General features: G+C 68.5%; 14 protein-coding genes. 5 read left to right on the top strand and 9 right to left on the bottom strand.

Features of this window, described 5'->3' with window-relative positions; all coding sequences use genetic code 11:
- Positions 1-8: 8 nt before the first annotated feature.
- A complete protein-coding gene (locus DEIPH_RS13650) occupies positions 9-587 on the bottom strand; it encodes an MmyB family transcriptional regulator (RefSeq protein ID WP_051517394.1) in 579 nt (192 codons plus the stop codon).
- Positions 588-986: 399 nt separating this feature from the next.
- On the opposite strand from DEIPH_RS13650, the gene DEIPH_RS13645 reads away from it, so the two are divergent.
- Entirely contained in the window at positions 987-2,126 is a 1,140-nt protein-coding gene (locus DEIPH_RS13645; RefSeq protein WP_034359060.1) for a heparan-alpha-glucosaminide N-acetyltransferase domain-containing protein, read from the top strand.
- 34 nt (positions 2,127-2,160) lie between these two features.
- The gene (locus tag DEIPH_RS13640; RefSeq protein ID WP_034359059.1) at positions 2,161-3,249 is read left to right on the top strand and encodes a hypothetical protein; all 1,089 of its coding nucleotides are present in this window, start codon (positions 2,161-2,163) and stop codon (positions 3,247-3,249) included.
- Positions 3,250-3,313: 64 nt separating this feature from the next.
- Here the strand turns inward: DEIPH_RS13640 and DEIPH_RS13635 are convergent, their stop codons facing one another.
- From DEIPH_RS13635 to DEIPH_RS13605, 7 genes are read right to left on the bottom strand one after another with little or no spacing between them, the layout of a single operon-like run.
- A complete protein-coding gene (locus DEIPH_RS13635) occupies positions 3,314-4,222 on the bottom strand; it encodes an alkaline phosphatase family protein (protein WP_034359057.1) in 909 nt (302 codons plus the stop codon).
- Positions 4,215-4,817 carry a DedA family protein gene (locus DEIPH_RS13630; RefSeq protein WP_034359055.1) on the bottom strand — a complete coding sequence of 201 codons (603 nt, stop codon included), beginning with the start codon at positions 4,815-4,817 and terminating at the stop codon, positions 4,215-4,217. The genes DEIPH_RS13635 and DEIPH_RS13630 overlap by 8 nt, the downstream gene beginning before the upstream one ends.
- Before the next feature lie 46 nt (positions 4,818-4,863).
- Positions 4,864-5,862, bottom strand: a complete 999-nt coding sequence (locus tag DEIPH_RS13625) for a PIG-L deacetylase family protein (protein WP_034359053.1) — start codon at positions 5,860-5,862, stop codon at positions 4,864-4,866.
- Positions 5,859-6,533, bottom strand: coding sequence for a hypothetical protein (locus DEIPH_RS13620; protein ID WP_034359052.1), 675 nt, complete (start codon positions 6,531-6,533; stop codon positions 5,859-5,861). The genes DEIPH_RS13625 and DEIPH_RS13620 overlap by 4 nt, the downstream gene beginning before the upstream one ends.
- Positions 6,530-7,828: a sensor histidine kinase gene (locus DEIPH_RS13615; protein WP_051517392.1), complete on the bottom strand. Its 1,299-nt coding sequence runs from the start codon at positions 7,826-7,828 to the stop codon at positions 6,530-6,532. The genes DEIPH_RS13620 and DEIPH_RS13615 overlap by 4 nt, the downstream gene beginning before the upstream one ends.
- Before the next feature lie 26 nt (positions 7,829-7,854).
- Positions 7,855-8,526: a response regulator transcription factor gene (locus tag DEIPH_RS13610; RefSeq protein WP_034359050.1), complete on the bottom strand. Its 672-nt coding sequence runs from the start codon at positions 8,524-8,526 to the stop codon at positions 7,855-7,857.
- A complete protein-coding gene (locus DEIPH_RS13605; RefSeq protein ID WP_034359048.1) occupies positions 8,523-9,188 on the bottom strand; it encodes a phosphatase PAP2 family protein in 666 nt (221 codons plus the stop codon). Before DEIPH_RS13605 ends, DEIPH_RS13610 begins: the two co-directional genes overlap by 4 nt.
- A gap of 107 nt (positions 9,189-9,295) precedes the next feature.
- On the opposite strand from DEIPH_RS13605, the gene DEIPH_RS13600 reads away from it, so the two are divergent.
- Together DEIPH_RS13600 and DEIPH_RS13595 are read left to right on the top strand one after the other, a co-directional pair.
- Positions 9,296-9,493 (top strand): hypothetical protein, encoded by a 198-nt coding sequence (locus DEIPH_RS13600; RefSeq protein ID WP_034359046.1) that lies wholly within the window; start codon positions 9,296-9,298, stop codon positions 9,491-9,493.
- 128 nt (positions 9,494-9,621) lie between these two features.
- Complete coding sequence (locus DEIPH_RS13595) at positions 9,622-10,548, top strand: alpha/beta hydrolase (protein WP_034359064.1); 927 nt, start codon at positions 9,622-9,624, stop codon at positions 10,546-10,548.
- Between the two features lie 253 nt (positions 10,549-10,801).
- On the opposite strand, the gene DEIPH_RS13590 is transcribed toward DEIPH_RS13595, so the two are convergent.
- A complete protein-coding gene (locus DEIPH_RS13590) occupies positions 10,802-11,545 on the bottom strand; it encodes a FadR/GntR family transcriptional regulator (protein WP_051517391.1) in 744 nt (247 codons plus the stop codon).
- 63 nt (positions 11,546-11,608) lie between these two features.
- On the opposite strand from DEIPH_RS13590, the gene DEIPH_RS13585 reads away from it, so the two are divergent.
- Positions 11,609-13,270, top strand: coding sequence for an FAD-binding dehydrogenase (locus DEIPH_RS13585; RefSeq protein WP_034359044.1), 1,662 nt, complete (start codon positions 11,609-11,611; stop codon positions 13,268-13,270).
- Positions 13,271-13,642 lie beyond the last annotated feature (372 nt).

The following is a 13,642-nucleotide window of genomic DNA, read 5'->3' as shown; positions in this document are numbered from 1 at the left end:
TCCTCTTTTTATGCGCTCAGCACGCTATTTTTGCCCCGCAAGCCCCAGGCCCTAAACGGCGTGACCTGGGGATGACGGAAGGCCTTCGTCCCCGTCATGCAGTTCTCAACCGGATGCCGCTGCCAGAGAACGGCGAACTCAGGACTTTTCGCCACCAGGTCATCCACGAGGGCGGTCAGTTGCTCATCTTGTGAAAACCGCCCGTACACCAGACGGAGCGAAGCGACGGCCCGCGCTGCCTCCTCCTCCCAACCCGAATAGAGCGCCTTCGTCGGGGCATCGAGAAAGAGCAACCGGGTCGTGTTGGGCCGGGTGTCCTCGTGATCCGGTGCCTCAAACTTGAGATTTCCCCCCAGAAGAGCATGACCGAGCCGATTCCAGGCCAGAATGTCCGTCTGGCGATCCAGCACGAGGGCGGGCACCTCGGCCATCGAGTCGATCAGTTGACGGATCCCCGGACGGACCTTCGGCACAAGTGACAGTCCCTGCCCTGCGCTGGTCGCGCGGGCCAGGTTAAACAGCTGCTGCCGCTCCGCACTGTTCAGGGCCAGGGCCTGTGCCAGACGGTCCAGGATACGGTCCGACACGTAGGCCTGCTGCCCTTACTCCAGCCGAGTGTAGTAGGTCGGACTCATGCCTGCAACCATGGCCAGCTCTTCACGGCGCAGTCCCGGGACCCGCCGAACTCCGTAGGAGGGGATACCGACGTCCTCTGGCTTCATTCGTGCGCGGCGGTTGCGGAGGAACTCTCCGAATTCCGCATCATCCTGCTGCACGACAACGCGCCGGACAGCTTGAAAGCCCTGCCCGACCTGCTGCATGTGGCGCGGAAGAAAGGCTACCGCATCGTGTCTGCGGGAGCGCTCGTCCGGTGAACCTGAACGGGGACCCGCCACCCGACGCCGCGCACTCAGCCCTCCTTCCCAGTTCTCAGCCATCAGTTCTTCCTTTCATAGCAGTGTCATCCGGCGGGAGGAGCATCAGGAATGACGCTCCTGTCCAACCCGACACCGACCGCCGCCGCCGAGAACGCGGTGCCGACTCAGGCGCGGGCGCGGCTGACGGCGCTGGACGCCTGGCGCGGCCTGACCGTGCTGCTGATGTGGCTGGTGAACAACGTGGCGCTGGGAAACCTCACGCCGGCACAGCTTCAGCACGCGCCGTTCGGCGGCATGACGCTGACGGATCTGGTGTTTCCCTGGTTCCTCTTCTGCGCGGGAGCGGCCCTGCCCTTCTCGCAGGCGGCGATGCGGAAGGCGGGCGTGACGGGCTGGGTGCGGGTGCGGCGGCTGGTGACGCGGGCCGCGCTGCTGTATCTGGTGGGCGCCTTCCTGACGAGCGCGACCGAACACCGCTTCATGCTGGGACTGGGCGTGCTGCAACTGATCGCGCTGGCAACGCTCTGCGCGGCACTGCTGAGTGGGCTGCGGGGACGCTGGCAGGCGCTGGTGGCGCCGGCGCTGCTGGTCGGCTACGGGATTTTCCTGGCCTACACCCCGCACCCAGCGGGTACCGGCGTCATCAGCGAAACCGCGAACCCCGTGCAGGCGGTGAATGACACGCTGCTGACGCCCTGGGGCCTGCGCGGGCTGGTGTCGGTGATTCCCACCACCGCGCTGGTGCTGCTGGGTAGCCTCGCGGCGCGGCCCCTGCAACAGCGCTCACCCCGCGCCCCCGGGTGGCTGCTGGCCCTCGGGGTAGGTCTGTCGGTGGTGGGCTACGGGTGGGCGGCCTCCGGACACCTGCCCTTTGCCAAGGCCATCTGGACGCCGCCCTACGTGCTGTACAGCGCGGGCCTGGGGACCCTCGGCATTCTGGGGATGTGGCTGATCGCGGACGCGGGGCGCTTCCCCGCCGGGGCGCGGCTGCTCACGCCGCTGACCGTCGTGGGGCGCAACGCGCTGGCCGCCTATACCCTGCCCATCCTGTTCAAGGTGTGGGTGCTGCTCGACTGGCGGGTGGACTGGGCGGGGAAACTCCGGCCGATGGGCACCGCACTGCTGACCCTGGCCCGCACCCACCTGGGCCTGTGGTGGGGCGGCTGGGCCTACACGCTGGGCTTCGTGTTTGCCGCCTGGCTGCTGATGTCCTGGATGGCCCGCCGCAATCTGATCTGGAAACTCTGAACCCCGCCTGAACTCAACTCCGAAAGAGGTCTTTATGCGTCCCCTTCCCCTGCTGCTCGCCCTGACCCTGGCTTCCCCCGTCCTTGCCGCTTCCGCTGCCGCAAACCCTGGCCCCGCTACCCTCACCTACGGTGACGACAACTTCCGCGCCCTGGCTGCCGATTCCTACCGCATCGCGGGGCTGCCCGGCGACTTTGAGAGCTGGCTGTCGCAGGCGTATACGAGTGCGGGCGTGTCGCTGGGCAAATCCGGCACCTCGCTGAACGCCGCCCTGGATGTCCGCAAGGCGGAGCTGGCAGCAGCGAAGGGTGCCGAACGGGACCGCCTCGCGCGGGACACCGCCGCCTGGGCACACCGCTTCATCAAGAAGGCCGTGCCGAAGTTCAGCCTGGAGCGCGGCTTCGAGTTCGCCAACATGGCAGGGGCGGGCGAGCGGCAATGCCTGCTGCAAAGCGTGGTGATCGCGGGTCTCCTCCAGCGCGCGGGCCTGAACGCGGGGCTGGAGATGGTCTGGAAAAGCCTCAGCAGCCAGGAGAGCAACCTGGGCCACGTCACCAGCGTGCTGCGCTTGCCCTCCGGCGCGGGCGACGTGCAGGTGGACGCCAGCGAGCCGGAACCCTTTGCCCGGCATCAGGGCGTGCTGACCTGGGCCGACGGCGGCTACCGCTTCCTCACGCCCACCTTTGCCGCTGATGGGCGCATGACTGCGTACAAACGTGCAGACAACAGCGCACAGGTCAAGACCGTCTCCTTCCTCGACCTCCACTACATTCGCTCGCAGTTCAACTACTACCGGGGCGAGCGGGCGGTGGGCGGCGTGCTGGGGACCGGGACGGGCCGCTCTACCCCCGAGGGGCTGAAGCTCAGCGAGAAGTATTTGCGGGCGGCGCTGGGCGAGAATCCCAGCAATGCCCTCGCTGCCAGCGTGCTGGGCACTGTCCTGCGGAAAGAAGGCCGCGAGGCCGAGGCGCGGGCGCAGTACCTCGCGGCGGGGAAGCTGTACGCCGCGCAGGGGCACACCCCGGTCAGTGTGCAGGCCAACCTGAAGTGGGCGCGCGGGCAGTCGGCCAGCTTGCCGGGGAACGGCGTGTTCGGCCTTGCCGCGCCTTTGCAGAATCGCTGAGGTTGTTCAGTCTTCGTCCCGGTTCTTGCCTACAGCGGGGGAACCGGGACGAGGCGTTTTACCCTCACCTGAAGAACAGCTCGGCCATCGGCGTCGCGTTTCCGCTTTCCCCCAGGGGCGGCAGATGCCAGGCGTCCGTCAGCGTCCTCAACAGGCTGTAATGGTTGTAGTTCCGATCACTCTGGAATCCGCGCGGCCCCATTTTGGTCAGCACGATGGCAGGAATTCGCCCGCCCCCGCCGCGCGCGTCCTTCCCTTCCGATTCGTCGAAGGTGACGACGATGGCGGCGCGGTCGTCCCAGGCGGAACTGCCCCGGATCGCCCCCACCCACTGGCCCACGAAGGCGTCGGCATCGGCGGCCAGCCGCGCCGGGTTCAGGCAATTGATGTTGCGGTGCAGGTTGTGGCAGTTGTCCGGCACGATCAGGGCGAAGGTGGGCGCCGGCCCGGCTTTCAGGTCCTGTGCAAGCTGGGGGAGGGGCACGCTGCGCGCCGCCCGCTGCGGGTTGTCCGCGATGGCCGGGAACAGCATGAAGGGGTTATGCCGCTTCACGTACACGCCGAACGGCCCGCCATACGCGCCGGTATACCCGGCGTGGGGCATGGACTGGAAATAGCCTTTCCAGCTCAGCCCCGCCCGCTCCAACTCGTCAGGGAGCGTGGGGGCGGAAAAGGTCTGGCGGGGGTCGTCGCTGCGGCTGCCGAAGGTGCTTCCGGCAAGCAGAGCCACATAATTGGGCAGGCTGGGATGGGTGACGCCGTGGTTGTTGGTCGCCAGCGCCCCTTCCTTTGCCAGACGGTTCAGTGTGGGAAGGCGCGGGTTGCCGAGGATGCTCTCGGTGCTGCTGTTTTCCAGCACGATCACGAAGACGTGCGAGAAGGGGACCGGGGCAGGCTGGGCCAGCGCCGGGGTCAGCCCCAGGGCCAGGGCGGCGAGCGCCGACGCGGTGCGGCGCAGGTGAGCTTTATTCATGCTGCATCCCTCCCGTCTGACGGGCCTTGCGAAGTTCCAGCGCGACCGGAATGAAGCTCAGCACCACGACCAGGCCGATCACCAGCAGGATGTAACGGTCGAGGTTCGGGATCAGGCCGCCCAGCAGGTAGCCCAGCAGCGGCACCGTGAGCGACCACAGCAGCCCGCCTATGACGTTGAACAGCAGAAAACGCGAGTACGGCATGTTCCCCACACCGGCCATCGTCGGGGCCACCGTGCGGACCACCGGCACGAACCGGGCCAGGATCAGCGCCTTGCCGCCGTGCTTCTCGAAAAAAGCCTGGGTGCGCTCGACGTATTCCGGTTTGAAGAAACTGTTCTGTGGCCTGAACACCCGGGGACCGAAGCGCCGCCCGATGGCGTACCCCACGCTGTCCCCGGTGATGGCCCCCAGGGCCACCGCCAGCATCACGCCCGCCAGGCTGAGGCTGCCCTGTTTGGCGAGGAGGCCCGCCGTGATCAGCAGGCTGTCGCCCGGCAGGAAAAAGCCCACCAGCAGGCCCGACTCGGTGAACACGATTCCGGCGATCCCCAGATAGGAAAAGGACTGGATGAGGGCAAGGGCACCGAACATGCCCGCACCGTAGAGCGCGCAGGTAAAAACCCGGTATAGAACAGGGTCAGGGTGCGTTGCCAGGCGCTTCGGCGGCCTGGCCCTGCTCGGGAAGCGGTTCCGGGCTGAGCAGTTCGTTCTGACGCACGAACGCCCGCATGAAGCGGCCCAGGATGCGCGTCTGGGTCTGGTAGGTATTGACCGCCTCCAGCTTGCGCTGCTCCTGCTCGGCCGTCAGGCTCACCCGTTCCCAGGGGAGGCGCGCGGCGAGAGGGGGCAGCGTCAGAGGCAGATTCTCGTGCAGCCCCTTGGGAATGGGCCACTCCAGCCCACCGTGGACGACCCAGAAGCGCAGGCGATCCTCCTGCCCGCGCGCGCTCATCAACCGCAGGGCGATAAAGGACAGGGTGTGGTGGTCCGTGTGGAAGTCCTGGGGGGCGGGGGCCAGCACCACGTCGGGCCGCACCTGGTCCAGCACCCGGCGCAGGTCATCTTCCAGCGCCCGCCCGGTGTAGGGCGCGCCGGGCGTGAGGGCATCCTGCACGTACACGGCGGAGGCCCCGGTATGCGGCGCGGTGTAGGCCTCCTCGTAGTGGGTGGTGAACAGGCGGAACAGCCCACCGTCCGGGTAGCCCAGCATGAAGGTCCGGGGAGCGGGCACGCCCAGGACGGCGGCGGCTCGCCGGGCTTCCTGCACGCGCCCGTTCCCCAGGCGGCGCATCTGTTGTGGGCCGGGGTCCAGGACCCGTTGGGTGAGGACCGCATCGAACTCGAAGCCGTCCCCGGCGGTGGCCCAGACGACGTAGACCTGCGCTCCGGCGCTCTCTGCCTGCTGGATCATTCCGGCGCAGCACAGCGTCTCGTCGTCCGGGTGCGGTGAAAGCACCAGCACCCGCTGACCCGAACGGAAGGGGGACGCGGGAGGGAGGGCGGCCACGCGGTCCGCGCTTCGGTCGAACATCCGGTTCACCGCCGGCAGGTTGATCCACGCGGCCAGCGCCAGCACGGCCAGCAGCAGCGTTCCCAGCAGGAGGCTTTGTCTTGAGGGGCGTCTGAACCGCGTCATTTGAGGATGTTCACGGCGCGGCTGGCGACCAGCACCACCGTCAGCATGGAAGTGGCGGCCTGAATCGTCATCAGCAGCTTGGCGCGGCGCGTGAGGGGCATGGTGTCGGTGGGGCTGAAGGCAGCGGCATTGGTAAAGGCCACGAAGAGATAGTCGAGGTACTCGGGTCGCCAGGCCGGGGCCAGGGCAGGCGCATTCGTCTGCGGGAACAGGAAATCCAGCGGCTGCCCGATCCGGCGGCGCAGCAGCGGGCCGCCCTGGTCGAGTTCCCAGTACCACAGCGAGAAGACCAGCACATTGGTGATCCAGATGTTGAGCGCCCCGGCCAGCAGGGTGATGCCGGACGTGTCGTGGCCGCCCAGCAGGCTGCGGATCAGCAGCACCAGCGAGGCCAGGTTGCTGAAGTGCAGCAGGCCGATCAGACACAGCGTGAGCAGACGGGTGACGCGAGGGACCGCCGCCGGGTGACTAAACTGCCCCACACGCCGATGTTCCCGCCCCCGCAGGAAGCTGAGGGGCAGCAGCAGCAGCAATTCCAGGCCGGGCAGCAGCCAGGTAGGGCCGAAGGTGAGGTTCTCGCTCAGGGCCAGGTTCAGGCCGATCACCGCGAGGATGACCAGCCGGGCGGGCCACAGGGATTCCGGTGGGGTCCGCTCATCCGGGGCCGTCATCCGGTCCCCTCCGGGAAATGCAGCGTGACCGTGAAGCCCCGCTCTGACCACTCGGGCCGCAATTCGGCCTGCCAGCGCCGGGCCAGGGCGGCCACCACCGCCAGGCCCAGCCCACTGCCGGAAATACCCTGCACCCCCGGCCCACGCTCCAGGGGATGCAGCAGCCGGGGCCAGTCCTCTTGCCGGGGGCCGGGGCCGCCGTCCGCCACACTCAGCTCACCGGGCCGCACCCGCACCGTCACCTGCGGGCCGCCGTACTTCAGTGCATTCTGGAGCAGGTTCACCGCCGCCTGACGCACGCCTTCCGGTTCGGCCTGCACCCAGCTTTCCTCCACGTCCAGATACAGGATTTTTCCTGCTGCGCGGAACTCGGGCCGCAGGTCCTCGGCCACACCCAGCGCCGTTCCGGCCAGTTCGACCCGTTCCAGCAGGGGCGGGGCGTCCGTCCGCGCCAGGCTGAGCAGGCCCTCGCTCAGCGCACGCAGCGCCCCGATGCGTTCCTGAAGCTGCACCAGCCCGGCCCGGTAGGCGGCCACGTCGCGGGGCCGGTCCAGCAGCAGTTCCACCCGCCCGGCCAGGGTGGTCAGGGGCGTTCGCAACTCGTGGGCGGCCATGCGCGTAAAGCTCTTTTCATGCTCGATGGTGCCCTCCAGGCGGTCCAGCATCGCGTTCACGGTGGTGGACAGGCGGGTGAGTTCATCGCCACCGGGGGCGACGGGGACGCGCTCGCGGTAGGCACCCCGCCGGGCGATACTCGCGGCCGCCAGCGCCACCTGGTCGATGGGCTTCAGCGCCCGGTCCGCCAGCAGGTAGCCGCCCAGGCAGGACAGGACGATCATCAGCAGGGCCGCGCCGACCAGCACGCGCGCCAGCGTTTCCAACAGGCCGCTGAGCAGGTCGGTGGGGCGCAGCACCCGCAGCCAGCCCCCTCCCTCCAGCGGCACGCTGTAGACCCGCCAGTCCTGCACCGTCTGAAACCCTGCCTGGGGCAGGCCCAGTTTCAGGTCCTCCTTCTCCCCGACCTGGGCCGTCACCTGGCCCTGCCCGTTCAGCAGCTCCAGCGCGAGTTCACTCCGCACATTGAGGTCCGCGGCGAAGCGCAGCGCGCCGTCCTCGCGCCCGATATTGCCGAGGGCCACCGCCGCCGTTTCCTCCAGCGTCGTGTCCAGCGAGCGGGTGAGCTGGGTAGAGGCCACCAGGTAGATCAGCACGGCCCCCAGCACGCTCGCCAGGATGAACACCAGCGCGTACCCCAGCGTGAGCTTCAGACGCAGGCTGAAGGCCGGGAGCTTCAAGACCCCACTCTTCAAGGCCCTCATTTTCAAGGCACAGCCCCCAGCCGGTACCCCACGCCGCGCACTGTCCCGATCAGGCCGTCTTCCGTCTTGCGGCGGATGGTGCTGACATACACGTCGATCACCTTCGGTTCCACCCCTTCCTCCCCATCCCAGAGCCGCTCGATGATCTCGTCGCGGGTAAAGGTGCGGCCGGGATGGTGCGCCAGCAATTCCAGCAGCGCGTATTCCTTGCGCGTCAGGTCACAGCGCGCGCCGCTGCGGTAGACCTCCCTGGCGGTCAGGTCCAGCAGGAAGCCGCCGGACAGCGGCAGCGTGTTGTGCGCGTAGCCGCCCGCGCGGCGCAGCAGGGCGCGCACGCGGGCACGCAATTCCTTGAAGGCGAAGGGCTTGACGAGGTAGTCGTCCCCGCCCGCTTCCAGGCCCTCCACCCGGTCTTCCACGGTGCCCCGTGCGGTGAGATACAGGATCGGGGCCATGTTGCCCGCCTCCCTGAGTTGCTGGCCCAGCCGGTAGCCCGCGTCTATACCCTCGGGCAACATCACGTCCAGGATCAGCAGGTCGTGCGGGAACAGGTCCGCCAGCGAGAAGCCCTCTTCGGCGCTCGCCGCGTGGTCCACCGCGTAGCCGTCCTCGCGTAGCCCGTCGCGCAGCAGCTCGGCGATATGGGGGTCATCCTCGACGATCAGCAGTCTCACGCGGAACCTCCTTCGGGCGGCAGGCCCCGGAAGGGCCGCACGACGCTGTAGACGCCCAGCACCCAGGCCAGACCACTCAGCCAGCCCGCCAGGACATCGGTAGGGTAATGCACCCCCAGGTAGAGGCGTGAAAAGCCCACTGCCCCGCTGAACAGCACGCCCAGCACCAGCACCAGCGGGCGCAGCGGCGTGCGCCAGGTCAGCAGGATGAGCGCCGTGACAAAGGCGGCGCTGTACATGCTGTGGCCGCTGGGAAAGCCGAAGTCGTGTTCCTGCACCAGCCGGGGCCACAACTCGGGCCGGGGCCGGTGGAAGATGAGCTTCATCACCAGGTCCAGGGCCGCCGCCCCCGCCACGCTCACCCCCCAGAAGAGGGCCAGGGAACGTTTTTTCAGCCACAGCCCCAGCAGGATCAGGGCACTGACGGGGGCGATGACACCGACGCCGCCTGCGGTGGTGAACAGCAGCGCGAGCCGGTCGAGCAGCGGGGTCGCGTGGGCGTGCAGGGCCAGCAGGAAGGGCACCTCGAAGGCGATCCGCTCCCGCTCCAACACCTCCTCCGCGATGAAGCCGACGATCAGGAGGGGGAGCAGGATGCCCAGAAAGAGGCGCAGCAGGGCGACCGGGCGAACCTGACGGCGGCGGGACAGCAGGGTGCTCATGCGGCTCAGCCTGCCGTGCCAAGGTAAAAGGACGGTATACCGAACGGGGAGGCGGGTGGGTCTGGCCCTTTAAGGGAAGCGGGGCGCTGCTGTAGGGGGCGCCGCTCTTGGGGTCTTCTCATGCCAGCCTGCGGGACGACGACAGGGTGAGTCATCCGAGGGTGGATGAACTTGTCGCGCTGTTCCAAGTGCAGCCGGACGTGTACAGCGCACGAATGACCGGGGCGGACTTCGGTGGAGCGGTGGTCGCCCTGGTGCGGGAGGGAACCGCAGAGAGCGTCGTCGGTGCCGTCCTGCCCAGATAGGGCACCGAGGGGCGGCAGGTGGATAAGGCTGCGGCTGTTGCGTCGTGGGTTCAGTTCACGTCATGCCCGCCCTGTATGCTTGGCCTGTTCCCACCTGGCCCCAGCCCGCTTTCCGAAAGGACCTGCCCATGCCCCTGGACCCGAAAGTCAAGGCCACCCTAGACCAGCAAGCCGCCCTGCCGCCCCTCCACGCCCTGCCGGTCGAGGTCGTGCGCCAGGGCATCGCCGCCTCGCTGCACCTGATGCCCACCTCGGACGCCCCCGTCGCGCAGGTCGAGAACCGCACCATTCCCGGCCCGGCGGGTGAGCTGCCCATCCGGGTCTACACCCCGCAGGGACAGGGTCCCTTTCCGCTCGTCGTGTACTTCCACGGGGGCGGCTGGACCATCTGCACCCTCGACACCCACGACCCGATCTGCCGCGAACTCTGCGCGGGAGCGGGGGCGGTGGTGGTCAGCGTGGATTACCGCCTTGCCCCCGAGCATCCCTTTCCCGCCGCGCCCGACGACTGCTTCGCGGCGACGCGCTGGGTGGCCGAACACGCGGCGGAACTGGGCGGGGAACCGGAGAGGATCGCCGTGGCGGGGGACAGTGCGGGGGGCAACCTGGCCGCCGTCGTGGCCCTGCGCGCCCGCGACGAGGGCGGCCCGGCCCTGCGGGGCCAGCTCCTGATCTACCCCTCGACGGACCTGCTGGGGGAAACGGCCTCCCGCCGCGAGAACGGGCAGGGGTACGGGCTGACCACGGAGGATATGCACTGGTTCCGGGGACACTACCTCGCGGACGAGGCGCACGCCGCACACCCCCACGCCTCCCCCAGCCAGGCGGAGAACCTGTCGAATCTTCCGCCGGCCCTGGTGATCACCGCCGAGTATGACCCGCTGCGGGACGAGGGCGAGGACTATGCCCGGGCGCTCCAGGCGGCGGGGGTGGATACCCGATTCACCCGCTACGACGGGATGCACCACGGCTTCTTCGGGGGTGTGGGCGTGTACGACCAGACCCGCACGGCCCTGGACGAGGCAAATGCCTGGTTGCGAGGTGTGCTGCGGTGACGCTTTCCGTTACCGTTGGCGAAGTCAGGCGGTGACTGGAAGACGGGCGAAACGTGCCGTTCTGGTCGCTGCCCTGAGCCGATCTTGTCACCAGGCGTAGATGCCCCCCCGATGGATGCCTGCTGGGGTCACCCTTCGCTGTAAGCGCAGTGTGGCTGTGCCCGGTAGCAGCGGTGCGTGCCCCGTGGGTACTTACTGCCACCACCTTGCGTGAGACCACGGCCAGGCTTTGGCTCCAGGCCGCAGCCCATCCTCAGCGCGGGCCTGCGCCACCCTCCTCCCCCGTTTCCCCGCTGTCCAGTTCGAGCAGCATCGCCACCAGTTCGGCCTGCGCGAAGTGCTCCCGCATGGCGGCGGCGGCTCCCGGCGCATCCTGGTTCCGGACCGCCGCCGCGACCTTGCGGTGGGCCTCGACGAGTGCCCCGAAGTGGTAAGGGTCGGCGTAATGGTGCTGCCCCCGCCGGATAGAGGACTCGAACACTCTATGGAGCGCCCGGTTCAGCACCGCGAACAGCGGGTTGCCGGAGGCCTGCGCCAGCGTCTCGTGGAACGCCAGATCGTGGGTCACGAAGGCGTCACCCCCCGGACCCGAGCGTTCCATCCCGGTCACGGTGCCCTCCAGGGCTGCGGCCTGCGCGGCGCTGCGGTGCATGGCCGCCAGGCTCGCCGCCTGAATCTCAATCGCGCGCCGCAGTTGCAGGACGTGTTGCGGCGTCACCTGGCGGGTGTCCAGCACATGCTCCAGCATCGACGTGACAGGGGCCGCATTCAGGCCGCCGACGCGGGGCACCCGGCCATTCCCCACCTCCACCGCGCCTGTCGCCGCTAGCGCCCGGTAGGCCTCGCGCACGCTGCCCCGGCTGATGCCCAGCTCACGGCTGAGCTGCACCTCCGAGGGCAGCGGTGCGCCAGCAGGCAAGGCCTGGTCCCGGATCAACGTCTGGAGGTGCCGAAGGGCCGTGGACACCCGGGTATCGACAGGCAAGGGGGCGGACATACCCGGAAGCGTAACGCACCCTCCAGCTGTTGCACGGGTAAATGATGACCTGTTTAATAGGTCATGCCCACACTGGATGCAGACGTGATCGTGGTCGGGGCGGGCCTGGCCGGGCTGGTGGCCGCCGCCGAACTCGCCGACGCCGGAAAGCGCGTCTTGCTGCTCGATCAGGAAGGCGAGCAGAACCTGGGCGGGCAGGCCTTCTGGTCCTTCGGCGGCCTGTTCTTTGTGGACAGCCCCGAGCAGCGCCGCCTGGGCATTCACGACTCCCGGGAACTGGCCCTGCGCGACTGGATGACCGCCGCCGCCTTCGACCGGCCTGAGGACCACTGGCCCAGGAAGTGGGCGGAGGCCTACGTGGACTTTGCCGCCGGGGAAAAACGCGGGTGGCTGCATGCCCAGGGGATGCGCTGGTTTCCCGCCGTCGGCTGGGCCGAGCGGGGCGGGGCGGGCGCGGGTCTGCCCGGCAACAGCGTGCCGCGCTTCCACGTCACCTGGGGAACGGGGCCGGGCGTCACCGAACCCTTCGAGCGGCGCGTGCGTCAGCACCACCAGATCGGCCGGATCGACTTCCGGTTTCGTCACCGGGTACGCGGCCTGAACATCACGAACGGGATCGTCCACGGGGTCCACGGGGACATCCTCGAACCGTCGGAGGTGGCGCGGGGCCAGAGCAGTTCCCGCGTCGTGGTGGGCGACTTCAACCTGAACGCGCAGGCGGTCCTCGTCACCTCGGGGGGAATCGGGGGCAATCATGAGCTGGTGCGCCGTTTCTGGCCCACCGAGCGGCTCGGTCCCGCTCCCGCCTTCATGCTTTCAGGCGTGCCGAAACACGTGGACGGGCTGTTGCAACAGGAGGTGCGGGACGCGGGAGCCAGCCTGATCAACCCCGACCGCATGTGGCACTACACCGAGGGGCTGCGCAACTGGAACCCGATCTGGCCGAATCACGGCATTCGCATCCTGCCCGGTCCCAGCAGCCTGTGGCTGGACCCCACCGGAAAGCGCCTGCCCTTTCCGCACATCCCGGGGGCCAGCACGCTGGACACCCTGCGGCAGATCACCACCCATGAATACCCCTACACCTGGTTCCTGCTCAACCGCGCCATCATCAAGAAGGAATTTGCCCTCTCCGGCAGCGAGCAGAACCCGGACCTGACCAGCAAGAACATTCGCCTCACGCTGGGCCGCGCTGGGAAGGCGGTCCAGGCCCCGGTGCAAGCGTTCATGGACAAAGGCGTGGACTTCGTGGTGCGGGGCAACCTGCGCGACCTGGTGACGGGGATGAACGGGCTGGTCGGCAGCAACCTCGTGGACTACGCCACCGTAGAGCGGGAAGTGCGTGACCGGGACATCCAGACCCGCAACGTGGCTGGGAAGGACCCGCAGCTCGCCATCATCCGGGGCGCGAGGAACATCCTCAGCGAACGCCTGATCCGGGTGGCGAAGCCCGCACCGATCCTCGACCCGGCGGACGGACCGCTGATCGCCGTGAAGCTCAACATCCTGACCCGCAAGTCCCTGGGCGGCCTGGAGACCGACCTTCAGGGCCGGGTGCTGGGCCAGGACGGTCAGCCTATGCCCGGTCTGTACGCGGCGGGCGAGGTGGCCGGGTTCGGGGGCGGCGGTGTCCACGGCTACCGTGCGCTGGAGGGCACCTTTCTGGGCGGTTGCCTCTTCAGCGGACGTACGGCGGGGCGGGCCATCGCCGCTGCCGTGAAGTGAGGGCTACAGGACCCCTCCCAGGAGCTTCAGGACTGCCGCGCCTTGCCGAGGGCGTCCTCCTGGGGAACGCGGCGCAATCACCCGTCCGGCCACTGGCAGCAGCAGGGCAGTCCACAGCGTGAACCGGGGCGCGAGGAGCGCCATCACGCACCACACGACGCGTCTGAAGCATTTGACATAAGAAGATGTTTGGGAAGGTGTAGGCGAATCCGCCGAAGACGTCAGAGAGTTACCGAGTCCAGGGCCGCCCAGATGCCGCTGAGCAAGGTCGGCCCGTAGCGCCACTCCCCAGGCCGGCCTCGGGCTTTGACCTTAGGACGGCGCTCATAAGGGTTGCCGGGTGAGGGTATAGCCACACCGTTGAAACCAGCC

Origin of the sequence: Deinococcus phoenicis, from assembly GCF_000599865.1 — a bacterium.
GTDB lineage: Bacteria > Deinococcota > Deinococci > Deinococcales > Deinococcaceae > Deinococcus > Deinococcus phoenicis.
Note: the sequence above shows the minus strand (reverse complement) of the source record. Positions and strands in the feature narration are given on the sequence as shown.